This window comes from Streptomyces sp. NPDC102270 (genome assembly GCF_044766405.1).
In the GTDB taxonomy this organism is placed as follows: domain Bacteria; phylum Actinomycetota; class Actinomycetes; order Streptomycetales; family Streptomycetaceae; genus Streptomyces.
In genome coordinates this window covers 366,214-380,110 of record NZ_JBIWLX010000008.1, presented here as the reverse complement: position 1 = coordinate 380,110, position 13,897 = coordinate 366,214, and the positions used below count along the sequence as shown (strand labels likewise).

General features: G+C 72.3%; 13 protein-coding genes and 1 pseudogene. 12 read left to right on the top strand and 2 right to left on the bottom strand.

The annotated features are described in order from the left end of the window. Positions 1-403 precede the first annotated feature (403 nt). The 5 genes and pseudogenes from ACIRP7_RS19145 (at position 404) to ACIRP7_RS19125 (ending at position 4,253) form a co-directional block, all read left to right on the top strand. Complete coding sequence (locus ACIRP7_RS19145; protein WP_403660471.1) at positions 404-1,651, top strand: MFS transporter; 1,248 nt, start codon at positions 404-406, stop codon at positions 1,649-1,651. 82 nt (positions 1,652-1,733) lie between these two features. Next, positions 1,734-2,042, top strand: a pseudogene (locus ACIRP7_RS19140) (acyltransferase family protein); the annotation flags it as partial. 720 nt (positions 2,043-2,762) lie between these two features. Then, positions 2,763-3,275 carry a SigE family RNA polymerase sigma factor gene (locus ACIRP7_RS19135; protein WP_403660468.1) on the top strand — a complete coding sequence of 171 codons (513 nt, stop codon included), beginning with the start codon at positions 2,763-2,765 and terminating at the stop codon, positions 3,273-3,275. Between the two features lie 8 nt (positions 3,276-3,283). Continuing rightward, positions 3,284-3,652 (top strand): hypothetical protein, encoded by a 369-nt coding sequence (locus ACIRP7_RS19130; protein ID WP_403660465.1) that lies wholly within the window; start codon positions 3,284-3,286, stop codon positions 3,650-3,652. A gap of 100 nt (positions 3,653-3,752) precedes the next feature. Beyond that, complete coding sequence (locus ACIRP7_RS19125) at positions 3,753-4,253, top strand: peptidylprolyl isomerase (RefSeq protein WP_403660462.1); 501 nt, start codon at positions 3,753-3,755, stop codon at positions 4,251-4,253. Between the two features lie 51 nt (positions 4,254-4,304). Here the strand turns inward: ACIRP7_RS19125 and ACIRP7_RS19120 are convergent, their stop codons facing one another. After that, positions 4,305-5,318, bottom strand: coding sequence for a Ku protein (locus ACIRP7_RS19120; RefSeq protein ID WP_403660459.1), 1,014 nt, complete (start codon positions 5,316-5,318; stop codon positions 4,305-4,307). Positions 5,319-5,371: 53 nt separating this feature from the next. Between ACIRP7_RS19120 and ligD the strand changes: the two genes are divergently transcribed. After that, positions 5,372-6,253, top strand: a complete 882-nt coding sequence (ligD, locus tag ACIRP7_RS19115) for a non-homologous end-joining DNA ligase (protein ID WP_403660456.1) — start codon at positions 5,372-5,374, stop codon at positions 6,251-6,253. Between the two features lie 627 nt (positions 6,254-6,880). Here the strand turns inward: ligD and ACIRP7_RS19110 are convergent. Further along, positions 6,881-7,684 carry a nuclease-related domain-containing protein gene (locus ACIRP7_RS19110; protein WP_403660453.1) on the bottom strand — a complete coding sequence of 268 codons (804 nt, stop codon included), beginning with the start codon at positions 7,682-7,684 and terminating at the stop codon, positions 6,881-6,883. Between the two features lie 98 nt (positions 7,685-7,782). On the opposite strand from ACIRP7_RS19110, the gene ACIRP7_RS19105 reads away from it, so the two are divergent. The 6 genes from ACIRP7_RS19105 (at position 7,783) to ACIRP7_RS19080 (ending at position 13,867) form a co-directional block, all read left to right on the top strand. Next, positions 7,783-8,289 (top strand): protein phosphatase, encoded by a 507-nt coding sequence (locus ACIRP7_RS19105; protein WP_403660450.1) that lies wholly within the window; start codon positions 7,783-7,785, stop codon positions 8,287-8,289. Positions 8,290-8,335: 46 nt separating this feature from the next. Beyond that, positions 8,336-9,124: a hypothetical protein gene (locus ACIRP7_RS19100; RefSeq protein WP_403660447.1), complete on the top strand. Its 789-nt coding sequence runs from the start codon at positions 8,336-8,338 to the stop codon at positions 9,122-9,124. Further along, on the top strand, positions 9,121-10,356 hold the full coding sequence (locus ACIRP7_RS19095; RefSeq protein ID WP_403660444.1) for an ATP-binding protein: 1,236 nt from the start codon (positions 9,121-9,123) through the stop codon (positions 10,354-10,356). Before ACIRP7_RS19100 ends, ACIRP7_RS19095 begins: the two co-directional genes overlap by 4 nt. 115 nt (positions 10,357-10,471) lie before the next feature. After that, positions 10,472-10,972 (top strand): SH3 domain-containing protein, encoded by a 501-nt coding sequence (locus ACIRP7_RS19090; RefSeq protein WP_403660441.1) that lies wholly within the window; start codon positions 10,472-10,474, stop codon positions 10,970-10,972. A gap of 52 nt (positions 10,973-11,024) precedes the next feature. Then, positions 11,025-12,386 (top strand): FtsW/RodA/SpoVE family cell cycle protein, encoded by a 1,362-nt coding sequence (locus tag ACIRP7_RS19085; protein ID WP_403660438.1) that lies wholly within the window; start codon positions 11,025-11,027, stop codon positions 12,384-12,386. 17 nt (positions 12,387-12,403) lie between these two features. Then, a complete protein-coding gene (locus ACIRP7_RS19080) occupies positions 12,404-13,867 on the top strand; it encodes a peptidoglycan D,D-transpeptidase FtsI family protein (protein ID WP_403660702.1) in 1,464 nt (487 codons plus the stop codon). Positions 13,868-13,897 lie beyond the last annotated feature (30 nt).

Sequence of the window (13,897 nt, the reverse complement as noted above, 5' to 3'; positions counted from 1 at the left end):
CGACGGCACGAATGCTGGGTTCCCAGGCGAGTAGCTTTCACACTTTGACCCCTATAGGGCATTGGTCCCTATTGTGCACAGGGCCGCAGCACGCGCGACCGATGCCTGTGAGCAACCGCACTCGGCGCGGCAAGTGCGCGTAGGGCGAGCGGCGGTTGAGCCCGTGGGGGCGCTGCCGCAGGGCGTACCGCGGCGGACTCACCCGGCACGTCTGCCACGATGGTGCCCGCCGTGACCGACTCGGTGGATGACCGCGCAGCGCAGCCCGGCGTTCTTCGGTTTCGCCTACCTGTCTGGCCTGCCCCTTTCACCTTCCGGGTACCGCACTGTGTCTTCCGTTCCTGTCTCTGCCTGCCCTTCCGCTGCGTCCCGCTCGCCGTGGCGGTCCCTGAGGCACCGCAGCATGCGCTGGTGGTCCGTCGCGAACTTCGTGTCGAACGCCGGCACCTGGATGCAGCTCACGGTGCAGAACCTGCTGGTTCTGCAGATCACCGGGTCCGCCGCCGCGACGGGCCTGTCGATGTCCGTCCAGGCCGGCCCCGCACTGTTCATGAGCCTGCTGGGCGGAGCGGCGGTGGACCGCTGGTCGCGCAGGCTGACGGCGGCCGTCAGCCAGACGCTCCTCGGGGCGGTCGCCTTCGTCACGGCCGTGCTCGTGGCGCTGGACCGGCTCGACATGACGTCCCTGCTGGTGCTGGCCGCGGTGACCGGCGCGATCGCCACCGTCGACGGACCGGCGTGCGCCCTGCTGGGCAACGATCTCGTCCCGGCCGAGGACGTTCCCTCCGCCATCGGCATCGGTTCGATGGTGCACAGCGCCGGCCGGCTCGTCGGGACCGCCCTGGCCGGTGTGACGGTCGGCTTCCTCGGCACGGCCGCCGCGTACGCGGCCAACGGGCTGTCCTTCCTGTTCGTCGCCGCGGTCGTGCCGTTCCTGCGCCCCGCACCCGGCGCGGCAGCTCCGGCGGGGCCGGAGGCGACCGTCGCGGCCGGGCCCGGCACGACCGTGCGCGAAGGCCTGCGCTTCTTCGCGGCCCGTCCCCGGCTGGTCGCGCTCGCCGGCATCACCGGGATCAGCTCGGTCTTCGGCCGGAACTACGGGCTGACCCTGGCCGTGCTCGTCACCGGGCCGCTCGCGGGCGGTGCGGGGGCGTTCGGCACGGTCTCCGCGGTCCTCGCCGTCGGCGGCATCCTGGGCGCGTTCCTCGGCGCCCGGCTGCGGCGGCCCTCCGTCCGGCTGGTGGGCACGCTGGCCGCCGCGGGTGCGCTGCTGCAGCTGGCGGCGGGGCTGTCACCGTCGCTGGCCGTCCTGCTGGTGCTGGTCCTGCCCATGGCCGTGGTGGAGTCCGTCTCCGACACCGCCGGGACGGCCGTCCTCCAGACCGACCCGCCCGCTCACCTGCGCGGACGCGTCCTCGGCGTGTGGAGCAGCATCGGCACGGTGTGGAGCCTCGGCGGCCCGCCCGCGCTGGGCCTGCTCATGGAACTGGCAGGGGCACGCGGAGCGCTCGTGACCGGTGGCCTGTTCATCGCCGGCGCGATCGGCGCGGGTCTCCTGGTGCGGGGGCGCCGGACCCTGGAGCCCGTGTCCCTGCCGACGAAGCCGGGCGGCGAGGTGGCGGGGCGGGAAGCGCTGAGCACGGCCGCGTGACGGGAACGACGAGCCCGAACGGGGCACGGCCGGCACACACGTACGAAGTTTGGGCCCCTCCCGGTGTGGTGAAGCGCCCGGGATGCACGACGAGCACCTTGCGCACCTTGCCACCGCCGCCCCCCGTGAGCGGGACCCCTTCTTCGACAACGCCAAGTACCTGGCGATCGTGCTGGTCGCGGTCGGGCACGCGTGGGAGCCGTTGCGGGCCGGGAGCCGGAGCGTGTCCGCGCTGTACCTGCTCGTGTACGCGTTCCACATGCCGGCGTTCATCGTCGTCTCCGGCTACTTCTCGCGGAACTTCGACGCGAGTCCGGGGCGGCTGCGGCGGCTGGTGACCGGGCTCGTCGTGCCGTACGTCGTCTGCGAGACGGCGTACACGTTCTTCACGTGGGGGCGGCGGCTTCTGACCCGTCACGCCCCACACAAGGACGACCGCCTCCACACCCGCCCCACGCGAGGACGGGACTCGACACAACCGTGGCAAGCGACGGCCCGGGCCCAGCGCACCCCGCACCGGGCGGCCGCCCCCAAACCGCCTCGCGCGGGGCGCCTTCGCACGGCCTACTTCGACGGCCTCTCCGTGACCGTGGGAACCGGACTCGGCACAGTCTTGGGCAGCGTCGGACTCGGCGCGGAGGTCGGTTCCGCCGGGGCGGGGCTGGGCACGGTCGTAGGCACCGGACTCGGCTCGGACGGGGCCACGGACGGGACTGAGGCCGGGTCGGACGGGGCCACGGACGGGACCGGGCTCGGCTCGGACGGCCTCTCCGAGGGCACGGGCGAGGGGACGGCCGTGGACGTCGGCCTCGGTGAGCCGGTGGTGCCGGTCGTGGCGCCTGCGACGGCGGCCCAGCCCGCCACGGCCACGGCGCTGCCCGCGATGACGCCGATCAGCAGACGGCGGGTGGGTCGGATGGCATGACGGTTCTTCACAGCTGCTGCTCCTCGGTGGTCGGGTCGGTTGCGTGAGAGGAGTACGGGGTGGCGGCCGGGGCGGGTTGCACGGAACGGTGCGGAAACTTTTCTCGCGGGGGCGTGCAACCTCGTGGCGCGTCCCGCCGTACCTCTCAAGGACAGGTGTGATCGGTTCGGCGGAGGGTCGGGGCGGGTGCGGGAAGCAGTCCGGGAGCGGGAGTTCCGGGAGTTCGCCGAGGCCCGGCAGGGGCAGCTCAGACGCAGCGCCTATCTGCTGTGCGGGGACTGGCACCAGGCCCAGGACCTCACCCAGACGACGCTGATGAAGCTGTACGCCTCCTGGGGCCGGATCCGCCGCGACGGCAACGTCGAGGCCTACGCCCGTACGATCCTCACCCGCGCCTTCATCGACCAGTACCGCAAACGGGGCTGGCGGGAGGAACCGACGGAGGAGCTGCCCGAACCGGTGTCCGCCGAACCGCCGGTCACGCCCGAACTGCGGCTGGTGATGCAGGCCGCGCTGATGGAACTGCCGCCCCGCTACCGGGCGGTCCTGGTACTGCGGTTCTGGGAGGACTGGAGTGTGGAGCAGACCGCCGAGGCGCTGCGCGTGACCCCGGGCACGGTCAAGAGCCAGAGCGCCCGCGGGCTCGTCCGGCTGCGCGGGCTCGTCGAGCACCTGGCGGGCGAGACGAGCGGGAGGTGAGGCGGCAGATGGACGACTGGGACGAGCACGGGGAGGACGGCCGCGTGCGAGGCGCCTTCGAGGCCATCCTCGACGGCTCGCGGGAGCCGGCCCTGCCCAGTGTCACCGACGCGGCCGTCGCCGGCGGCCGACGGATCCGACGCCGTCGTACGGCGGTCTCGGGCGCCGCGGGAGCACTGGTGGCCGCCGTCCTCACGGCCGGGATCGTGGCCGCCCTGCCCGGCACGGGCACCGACCGCTCCTCGGTGCCCTCGGTGCCCCTGGCCCCGGCGAGCCCTCCCCCGCCCACCGGCACCGCCCCGGGGTCACCGTCGGCCGTCCCCTCCGAACCGTCGACCGTGCCGACCCCGGGACCGCCCACCTCACCCGCGCCATGACGATCGCGGCCGGAGGCGAGGAACACGGAACGCCACCGGCACCCGCACAGCCGTGTGACAAGATGCTTCGGTCATGCCCCACCAGAAAGGGACGATTCCCATGTCCAGGGTCGAGCTGACCACTAATTTCGGCCGTATCGTCCTCGAGCTCGCCGACGCCGAGGCGCCCAAGACCGTCGAGAACTTCCTGAAGTACGTCGGCAACGGGCACTACGACGGCACGATCTTCCACCGGGTGATCAACGGCTTCATGGTCCAGGGCGGTGGCTTCACCCCGGACATGGTCCAGAAGCCCACGCTCGCGCCGGTCCCGAACGAGGCCGACAACGGTCTGAAGAACACCGCGTACACCGTGGCGATGGCGCGCACCAGCGACCCCCACTCGGCGACCGCCCAGTTCTTCATCAACGTCTCGGACAACGAGTTCCTGAACTTCACGGCCAAGAACCCGAACGGCTGGGGTTACACCGTGTTCGGCAAGGTCGCCGAGGGCCAGGACGTCGTCGACCAGATCAAGGGCGTACGGACCGGCAGCAGCCGCGGCCACGGTGACGTGCCGACGCAGCCGGTGATCATCGAGTCCGCCAAGGTCGTCGACTGACCGCGGCAGCAGGCTGACGCGACCTGCGCGGTGCCTACGGCGGTGCGCAGGTCACGCGGTCCGTTTGCGGGCGGTCGTCTTCTTGGCCGCCGTCTTCTTGGTGGCCGTCGCCTTCTTGGCCGCCGCGGTCTTCTTCGTGCCCTGTGACGACTTGGCCGTCGTCTTCTTGGCGGCCGCCGTCTTCTTCGTGGCGGACGTGGACTTCTTGCCACCGGTCTGCTTCGGGGCCGCCCGCGCCGACTTCCGCTGCGGCAGCCGTGTCACCTCCCCCGCCTCCTCGCCCCGCGACTCCTTCGCCTCCCGCACGCTCTTCTCCAGCGCGGCCATGAGGTCGAGGACCTTGCCGCCCTTCGCGCGCTCGGGTGCCTCCGGAGGTGCTTCGCCGGCGGCCTTCGCGGCGACGACCTCCTCCAGTGCCTCGCGGTACTCGTCGTGCAGTTCGTCGAGGTCGATCTCGCCGAGGGTGTCCATCAGGGCGTCGGCGAGGTCGAGTTCCTTGTCGCTGATGGTGACCTTGGTGTCGGGGGCGAGTCCCTCGGGCGCGCGGACCTCGTCCGGCCACAGCAACCCGTGCAGGGCGATGGCGTCCTCCACCACCCGCAGCATCCCGAGCCGTTCCCGCCCCCGCAGCGCGTACTTGGCGATGGCCACCTTGTTGCTGCGCTTCAGCGCCTCCCTGAGCAGGGTGTACGGCTTGGCCGCGGGGGCGCCGCCCGCCTGGAGGTAGTACGACGCGTCCATCTGGAGCGGGTCGATCCGGTCGGCCGGCACGAAGGCGACGATCTCGATGGTCTTGGCCGTCGGGAGCGGCAGATGGGCCAGGTCCTCGTCGGTGATCGGGATGATCGTGCCGTCCGCGTCCTCGTACCCCTTGCCGATCTCCGCCTGGCTGATCTCCCGGTCCTCCAGCTCGCAGACCTTGCGGTAGCGGACGCGGCCGCCGTCCTCGGTGTGGATCTGGCGGAAGGAGATCGAGTGGCTCTCGGTGGCGTTGACCAGCTTGATCGGAATGCTGACCAGGCCGAACGAGATGGCACCGTTCCAAATGGATCTCACCGGCAGCACCCTTTCTGGCGAATTAACCCGTTCTGCTCACCTATGCATGAGATTCTCATCGTATGACGCCGATCACAGAGGTGGAGGGGCGACGGCTCGCGCTCAGCAACCTGGAGAAGGTGCTGTATCCGGCCACCGGCTTCACCAAGGGCGAGGTGCTGCACTACTACGCCACCGCGGCCGACGTCCTCCTCCCCCATCTGCGTGACCGCGCCGTCTCCTTCCTGCGCTACCCGGACGGCCCCGAGGGGCAGGTCTTCTTCGCCAAGAACGTTCCGCCGGGTACGCCCGACTGGGTCACCACGGCCGAGGTGCCCCGGTCCGAGGGCCCGGCCCGCATGGTCCTGGTCCAGGACCTGCCGAGTCTGATGTGGGCCGCCAACCTGGTCACCGAGTTCCACACCCACCAGTGGCTGGTCGACTCCCCCGACGAGGCCGACCGCCTCGTCCTCGACCTCGACCCGGGTGCGCCCGCGACGATCGTCGAGTGCTGCGAGGTGGCCCTGTGGCTCAGGGAGCGGCTGGCGGCGGACGGGATCGAGGCGTACCCGAAGACCGCCGGTTCCAAGGGGCTGCATCTGCTGGCGGCGGTGCGGGGAGCGTCGTCCGAGGAGGTGTCGGAGTACGCCAAGCAGCTCGCCGTGGAGGCGGAGCGGGCGATGCCCCGGCTGGCCCTGCACCGGATGACGCGGAACCTGCGCCCGGGAAAGGTCTTCGTCGACTGGAGCCAGAACGCCGCCCGCAAGACCACGGCGACGCCGTACACCCTGCGGGCCCGGGCCCGCCCCCTGGTGTCGGCGCCGGTCACCTGGACGGAGGTGGAGGACTGCACGACCCCCGACGGACTGACCTTCCAGGCCCCGGACATGCCGTCCCGCCTCCAGCACTACGGCGACCTCCTGGCGCCCCTCCTGGACGGCGACCGGGCGACGCGGTTGCCGTGAGAGGGGCGCCTAGCGGGGTGCCGGGTCAGGCTGTCGGGCGGCTATCGGTGGGTGGGGGCTGGTCGCGCAGTTCCCCGCGGAGCCGCTGCGCTCGGCTTGAACCGGGCGCCTAACGGGGTGCCGGGTCAGGCTGTCGGGCGGCTATCGGTGGGTGGGGGCTGGTCCCGCCGTTCCCCGCGGGGCCGCTGCGCTCAGCTTGGACGGGGCGCCTAACGGGGTGCCGGGTCAGGCTGTCGGGCGGCTACCGGGCGGTGGGGGCTGGTCGCGCCGTTCCCCGCGGGGCCGCTGCGCTCGGCTTGAACCGGACGCCTAACGGGGTGCCGGGTCAGGCTGTCGGGCGGCTACCAGGCGGTGGGGGCTGGTCGCGCCGTTCCCCGCGGAGCCGCTGCGCTCGGCTTGAACCGGGCGCCTAACGGGGTGCCGGGTCAGGTGTCGGGCGGCTACCGGGCGGTGGGGCTGGTCGCGCAGTTGCCCGCGCCCCTGGGGGGTTGCGGTCACCTGCGCCAGGACGGGGCCGGAGTGGGGTGCCCTACACCTGGCCCCACCGGGGCCGCAGCTGCGCCGCAGGCATTCAGGGGCGCGGGGAACTGCGCACAACGCCCGCCCCCACCGGACCCGCACCCGGAGTCAGACCTGCGTCCACGTACGCCGGTCGCGGGCCATCGCATGCAGCGCCTCCACGTCCGCCGGCTTGAGGACGCCGCCCAGCCGGGCGAAACCCTCCAGGTCCGTGTCCCGCAGGACGCGGACCTCGCGGGGCGGGAGAGTCACCGCCAGATCGGACGCGCCCACGAGGGCGAGGACCGGGTGGACCTCGGCCGTCAGGGCGTAGGAGGCCCGGTGGGCGTCCGCGCGGACGCGGCGCAGCAGCGGCTGCCCGTCGCGGCGGCCGAGGGCGACCATCGGGTCGGCGACCGTGACCCGCTGCTTGCGGGCGTACAGCGTGTGCACCGCGAACAGCCCGCCCGGACCGATCGCCAGATGGTGGACCCGGTCACCGCCGGGCAGCGGCACGGAGTGCAGCGTGTGCCAGCCCACGCCGTCGAGGCGGTCCAGCGCCTCCCCCACGGCCTGTTCCGCCTCCAGCGCGCGCCGACGGGGGTCGCGGCGGATCAGGTGCGGGGAGCCGGGATCCCGGTCCAGGGCGATCTGGAGGGCCTCGCCGGGCCGGTTCGGCGCGAGGTCGTCGTCCGGGTGGAGGGAGAGCCGGGCCAGTTCGGCGGGCGTCGGCACCGGGGGCGGGCCGACAGCCACGCGGCCGGTCAGGAAGGGCCCGAGGGCGTCCAGCACATCCTCTCTGCGGTCCTCGCTCAGCAGATTGATCCGGGCCGCCTCACGGTCGTACCAGGCGATGTTCCTGCCGTCCGTGAGGCAGACGTAGAGCCGCTCCTGACCATGGCGCCAGGTCGGTACGACGCGCAGTCCGCTCATGCACCATCACCCCACCGACCATGGGAACAGGCGGGGTGCTGCGCAGGCAAGAAGCCGGTTACCTTTGGGGTGAGTCGCAGCGACTTGGGGAGGCGCTGTTGCGGACCCGCAGGAAGCAACCCGACGTACCGGCTCCGGACAGAGCGTGGGACGAGATCGTGCCCGGGCTGTGGATGGGCGGACATGAGTTCCAGGGCCTTTCCGGGCGACGGGAGTTCGCTGTCGTACGGGACGAGTTCGAGCTCGTGCAGACGCTGCTGCGGCTGCCGGGCCACGGTCCCGATCCCGGCGTCGAGCACCATGTGTGGCCCATTCCGGACGGCCCGCTGGACGGGACCCAGCTCGCGGGCGTGATGCGCCTGGCACGGGCCGCGAGCGACGCACTGGACGAGGGCCGGACGGTCCTCGTCCGCTGTTACCACGGCTACAACCGCGCGGGCCTGGTCGTCGCGCACGCCCTGGTCCGCAGGGGCCACACGGCAGACGCGGCGATCCGGCTGATCCGGGGCCGGCGCTCACCGTGGGCACTGCACAACGAACTGTTCGTCGAGTACCTCCAGGCCGGCCTGCCGACGGCCCGGCTGCTGGAGGAGCTGACCGAGTAGGGCGGCCCTGGCCCACCGGACGGTAAAAAGGACGTCCGTACGAATAATGTGTACGGGGCCGACACCCCCGGACGGTCCCGATCCCAGGAGCACAGTGCCACCCGCCCGCCGCGCACCCCGTACGACCCGCACCCTCACCGCCGTCACCGCCGTCGCCCTGCTGCTCGCGGTCACGTCGGGCTGTGGCGACGCGGGCGACCTGGTGGGCGCGGGCTCCACGCCGACCGCGATCAGCCCCGACCGGCTGTGGCCGCAGCTGACGCCCGCCTCCAGCCCCGCCTTCGAGATCGGTGAGGTGGACTCGGAGGTCGTGGCGGGCGTCCCCGTGCCCGGCGACGACATCCGCACGGTGGACCCGGTCGCGCTCGTACGCGCCGAGATCAAGGAGGACCCCGGCAGTTACGCCGGCGGGGGCTACGTCGCGACGGCCCGCCGGATGGCGGACTGCGGGAAGAAGGGGGCGGCCGGGAAGAGGTGTCCTGTCCTGTGGCCGTACTACCGCGACCTGACCGGTGACGGGCGCGAGGACCTGACCCTGGGCTTTCGGCAACTGCCCGGCAATGTCACCGCCGTACGCGTCTACACCGTGGAGAAGCACCGGCTCGTGCGGGTCATGCACTGGGAGGACGCGGTCAGCGGGGTGGAGCTGGCCGGGCGGTCGGTGATCATCCGTTCGCCGTCCGAGGTGGCCGGATACGAGTACCGGCTCCAGTGGACCTGGGACCCGCAGCAGAAGTCGATGCTGCTGACGCACGACGAGATGCTCCGCACCGGCAGCCGTGCCCTCGGGGACGCGCCGAGCCCGGTGCCCGGCCCGTCCGCGAGCTCGCGATGAGGCTCGCACTGCCCCGCTGGTCCGGCACGCTGGCCGTGAAGGCCGCCGTCTTCATCACGGTGATGTGCTGCGCCCTCGCCGCGCTGCTCGGTGTCCTCGTGCACGTCTCGGTGAGGAACCAGACCGTCGGCGAGGCCCGTGGCCTGGCGCTGAGCCGGCTGAAGGAGGCGACCGAGGCGTACGAGGCCGGGGACACGCTGACGTGGGACGCGGGCGTGGATCCACCGGACCTGCCGGGGTCGCTGCGGACACTGGCGGTGGCCGGGGACCGCGGCACGATGGTCGGCGAGCACCGCGGCCGTCCCACGATGTGGGCGGCGGGACCGGTGGACGGGAACCGGGCACTGGCCGTGGAGGTCGACTACTCGCAGGGCGCACGGACGATCGCGGGCCTCGACCGGGCGATCCTGTGGTCGTCGGCGCTGGCGATCACGGCGACGCTGCTGGTGGGGGCGTTCGCCGTCACCCGGGTGACGAAGCGGCTGCACACGACCGCTCGGGTGGCCCGGCGGATCACCGCGGGCGACCTCGACGCGCGGGTCGGCGATCCGCGGACGAAGGATCCGTCGCGACCACAGGACGAGGTGGCCGCGGTGGCCGCCGCGCTGGACTCCATGGCGGGGTCGTTGCAGGGCAAGCTGCTGAGCGAGCAGCGGTTCACCGCGGATGTGGCCCATGAGCTGCGGACGCCGTTGACGGGGCTGCACGCGGCGGCCGAGTTGTTGCCGCCGGGGCGGCCGACCGAGCTGGTGCGGGACCGGGTGGCCGCGCTGCGGACGCTGACGGAGGACCTCCTGGAGATCTCCCGGCTGGACACGGGCCGGGAGACGGTGGAGCTGGACACGGAACGTCTGGCCACGGTGGCCCAGCGGGTGGTGCGGGCGTCGGGAACCGATACCGGGGTGGTCGTCCTGCGGGATGTGGCCGTGGAGACGGACCGGCGGCGGCTGGAGCGGGTGCTGGGGAATCTCGTGGCCAACGCGCATCGCCACGGCCGGGGGCCGGTGACGCTGACGGTGGACGGGACCGTGGTAAGCGTCCGGGACCACGGGGACGGGTTTCCGGAGTACCTCGTCGAGCACGGTCCGCAGCGGTTCCGCACGGAGGGCGGGGCGCGGGGCCACGGGCTGGGGCTGACCATCGCCGTGGGGCAGGCGGAGGTTCTCGGGGCCCGGCTCTCGTTCTCGAACGCGGATGACGGTGGGGCGGTCGCCACGTTGGCGTTGCGGTAGCCGATCGGCGCCCCCGAACGGCATCTCCTATGGCCCAGCTTGAAAGGCGGCCCGGGCGCGGCGCTCCTAACGTGGCGATTAGTCAGGTTCGCCACCCCCGTCACGGAGGCCCCCCATGTCCCTGCGCTCCCGCTTCTCCATAGCCGTCGCCGCCGGCGCCCTCGCCGTCACCGCCCTCACCACGCCGGCAGTCGCCGACGACGACTGGGGCACCGACCCGCACAGCGACGCGGGAACCCAACAGAACCAGGGCCAGGGCCAGGGACAGAGTCAGGGCCAGGCGCAGGGCCAGGGCCAGGGGCAGAGCCAGGGCGTAGGCCAGGCGCAGGGCCAAGGCCAGGGGCAAGGCCAGACCCAGAACCCAAGCCAAGGCCAGAACTCGCGTCTGTCCAGGGGGGTCGTGACGGCCAGTTCGCTGGCGCTGCGCAGTGCGCCGAACCGGGGCGGGCAGATCATCCGTTGGGCCGACCGGGGGGAGGTCGTCTCCATCTTCTGTCAGACCAGGGGCCAGAGCGTCCAGGGCAACCCCCAGTGGTACCTCCTCACGGACGGCACCTGGGCCTGGGGCGCGGCCCGGTACATCAGGACCATCGGCCCGGCGCCACGCTGGTGCTGACATCCCGGTCAATCTAGGCAGACATCACGTCCTATTTGGGTAAGTTCCGGACATGACCAAGGCCGGAACCACCGTGGCCCCCGCGGACCCCTCCGCTCGCGCGGTACGCCTGCCCCGGCGCCGCGGCATCGAACTGGCCCTCATCGTCCTCGCCGTCCTGCTGTCCGTGTACGGCTACTGCGCTGTCGGCCTCGCCAGGAACGGCACCCTCCCGCCCGGCGCCGCCGGTTACGGCGCCGGGCTCGGTGTGCTCGCGCTCCTCGCCCATCTGGCGGTGCGCCTGAGGGCGCCGTACGCCGATCCGCTCCTGCTGCCCATCGGCGTGCTGCTCAACGGCCTGGGCCTGGTGCTGATCTACCGCCTCGACCTGGAGACACCCGGCGACCGCGCGGCCCCGACCCAACTCGTGTGGTCCACGGTCGGGGTGGCCCTGTTCATCGGGGTCGTCCTGATACTGCGCGACCACCGCGTGCTCCAGCGGTACGCCTACGTCTGTGTCGCCGCCGCGCTCGCCCTGCTGATCCTCCCGATCCTGTTCCCCTCCGTGAACGGCGCCCGCATCTGGATCAGGGTCGCCGGGTTCTCCATCCAGCCGGGCGAGTTCGCGAAGGTGCTCCTCGCGGTGTTCTTCGCCGCGTACCTCGCCGCCAACCGGAATGCGCTGGCGTTCGCGGGGAGGCGGTTCTGGGGGCTTCAGCTGCCCACCGGCCGGGTGCTGGGCCCGGTGCTCGCCATCTGGCTGATCAGCGTCGGGGTCCTGGTCCTGGAGCGGGACCTCGGCACCTCGCTGCTGTTCTTCGGGCTGTTCGTCGTCCTGCTGTACGTCGCCACCGGGCTCACCGGCTGGATCGCGCTGGGCCTGCTGCTGGCCACCGTCGGCGCCTTCGCCGTGGGCTGGCTGGAACCGCATGTGCACAGCAGGGTGCAGGACTGGCTGCATCCGTTCGCGTCGATCGCGGCGGGCCAGGGGCCGAACCAGCTCGCGCAGTCCCTGTTCGCCTTCGCGGCGGGCGGTGTCCTCGGCACCGGGCTCGGGCTCGGCCACTCCGTCCTGATCGGCTTCGCCGTGAAGTCCGACTTCATCCTGGCGACGGCCGGCGAGGAGTTGGGCCTGGCCGGCCTGTCCGCGATCTTCCTGCTGTACGCCCTTCTCGTGGAGCGCGGCTACCGGGCCGGCCTCGCCCTGCGAGACCCCTTCGGACGACTCCTGGCGACCGGCCTCGCCTCGATCGTCGCGCTCCAGGTGTTCGTGATCGCCGGCGGGGTCGGCGGACTGATCCCGCTCACCGGCATGGCGATGCCGTTCCTCGCGCAGGGCGGCTCGTCGGTCGTCACCAACTGGGCGATCGTCGCCCTGCTGATCCGGGTGAGCGACTCGGCCCGCCGCCAGTACGACGGGAAGGAGACCCCGTGACAACGCCGGCCCCCGGCATGAGCCGCTACATCCGGCACGCCGCCCGCTTCTGCGCCCTGCTGCTCATGGCACTCCTCGTCAACGCGACCCGCGTCCAGCTCTTCCAGGCCGACGCGCACGACGCGAACCCCGCCAACCGCCGCGAGAACATCGCCCGTTACGGCCGGGAACGCGGCGACATCCTGGTCGGCGGGCGTCCGGTCACCGGATCCCGGGACACCGGGGAGCAGCTGCGCTATGAACGGACCTACGCGAACGGGCCGTTGTACGCGCCGGTCACCGGCTTCGCCTCGCAGGAGTACGGCACGACCCTCCTGGAGCACACCGAGGACGCGGTCCTGTCCGGCTCGGACCCGCTGCTGACGCCGTTCCCGCTGTGGAACGACTTCACGAGGCGACGCACGCCGGGCGGGAACGTCGTCACGACGCTGAACGGGGCCGCGCAGGAGGCGGCCTTCCGCGGGCTCGCCGGGCGCAAGGGCGCGGTGGCCGCCCTGGACCCGGCGACGGGACGCATCCTGGCGCTGGTGTCCTCGCCGTCGTACGACCCGGGGGTGCTGTCGGGCAACGACCCCCGGGTGGGCCGGTCCTGGACGTGGCTCAACAGCAATCCGGACAAGCCGATGCTCAACCGGGCGGTACGGCAGACCTATCCGCCGGGTTCGACGTTCAAGGTGGTCACCGCGGCGGCCGCGCTGGACGCGGGTGTGGTCACGGATGTGGACGCGGCGACCGACTCGCCGGTGCCCTACACCCTGCCCGGCACCACCACCTCGCTCAGCAACGAGTCCGACGGCTGCGAGGACCTGTCCCTGCGGGAGGCCTTCCGGTGGTCGTGCAACACGGTGTTCGCGAAGCTCGGGGTGGACGTGGGGGTACGTCACATGACGGCCACCGCACGCGCCTTCGGCTTCAACGACAACTCCCTGCGCATCCCCTTCTCGGTGGTCCGCAGCACCTTCGACCCGACCGTCGACCGGGCACAGCTGGCCCTGTCGTCGATCGGCCAGTACAACACCCGCGCGACCCCGCTCCAGATGGCGATGGTCTCGGCGGCCGTCGCCAACGGCGGGCAGATCCGCACGCCCTACCTCGTGGAGCGGACCACCACCGCCGGCGGCAGCATCGTGGACACGGCGGGCCCGCGTCCGCTGCGGCAGGCGATGTACCCGGCGACGGCCGCGGTGCTGAAGGAACTCATGACCCAGGTGGTGAGCGAGGGCACCGGCACCAACGCGGCCATTCCCGGCGCCATCGTCGGCGGCAAGACCGGCACCGCCCAGCACGGCATCGGCAACGCCGGGGTGCCGTACGCCTGGTTCGTGGCATGGGCGCAGGGCGAGCGGGACATGGAGCCGAAGGTCGCGGTGGCGGTGGTGGTGGAGGACGCGTCGGCGGACCGGGGGGACATCACCGGGGGCGGGGTGGCGGCGCCGATCGCGCGGGCGGTGATGGAGGCGGTGCTCAACTCCAAGGAGTGAGACGGGGGTTGAAGCCCACCGATGGACCGA

Bases quoted from the DNA above. Each gene is read 5' to 3' on its own strand.
- ACIRP7_RS19080 (WP_403660702.1), top strand. From the start codon at position 12,404: ATGAGCCGCTACATCCGGCACGCCGCCCGCTTCTGCGCCCTGCTGCTC.
- ACIRP7_RS19085 (WP_403660438.1), top strand. From the start codon at position 11,025: ATGACCAAGGCCGGAACCACCGTGGCCCCCGCGGACCCCTCCGCTCGC.
- ACIRP7_RS19100 (WP_403660447.1), top strand. From the start codon at position 8,336: ATGTGTACGGGGCCGACACCCCCGGACGGTCCCGATCCCAGGAGCACA.
- ligD (WP_403660456.1), top strand. From the start codon at position 5,372: ATGACGCCGATCACAGAGGTGGAGGGGCGACGGCTCGCGCTCAGCAAC.
- ACIRP7_RS19095 (WP_403660444.1), top strand. From the start codon at position 9,121: ATGAGGCTCGCACTGCCCCGCTGGTCCGGCACGCTGGCCGTGAAGGCC.
- ACIRP7_RS19125 (WP_403660462.1), top strand. From the start codon at position 3,753: ATGTCCAGGGTCGAGCTGACCACTAATTTCGGCCGTATCGTCCTCGAG.
- ACIRP7_RS19110 (WP_403660453.1), bottom strand. From the start codon at position 7,684: ATGAGCGGACTGCGCGTCGTACCGACCTGGCGCCATGGTCAGGAGCGG.
- ACIRP7_RS19130 (WP_403660465.1), top strand. From the start codon at position 3,284: ATGGACGACTGGGACGAGCACGGGGAGGACGGCCGCGTGCGAGGCGCC.
- ACIRP7_RS19090 (WP_403660441.1), top strand. From the start codon at position 10,472: ATGTCCCTGCGCTCCCGCTTCTCCATAGCCGTCGCCGCCGGCGCCCTC.
- ACIRP7_RS19145 (WP_403660471.1), top strand. From the start codon at position 404: ATGCGCTGGTGGTCCGTCGCGAACTTCGTGTCGAACGCCGGCACCTGG.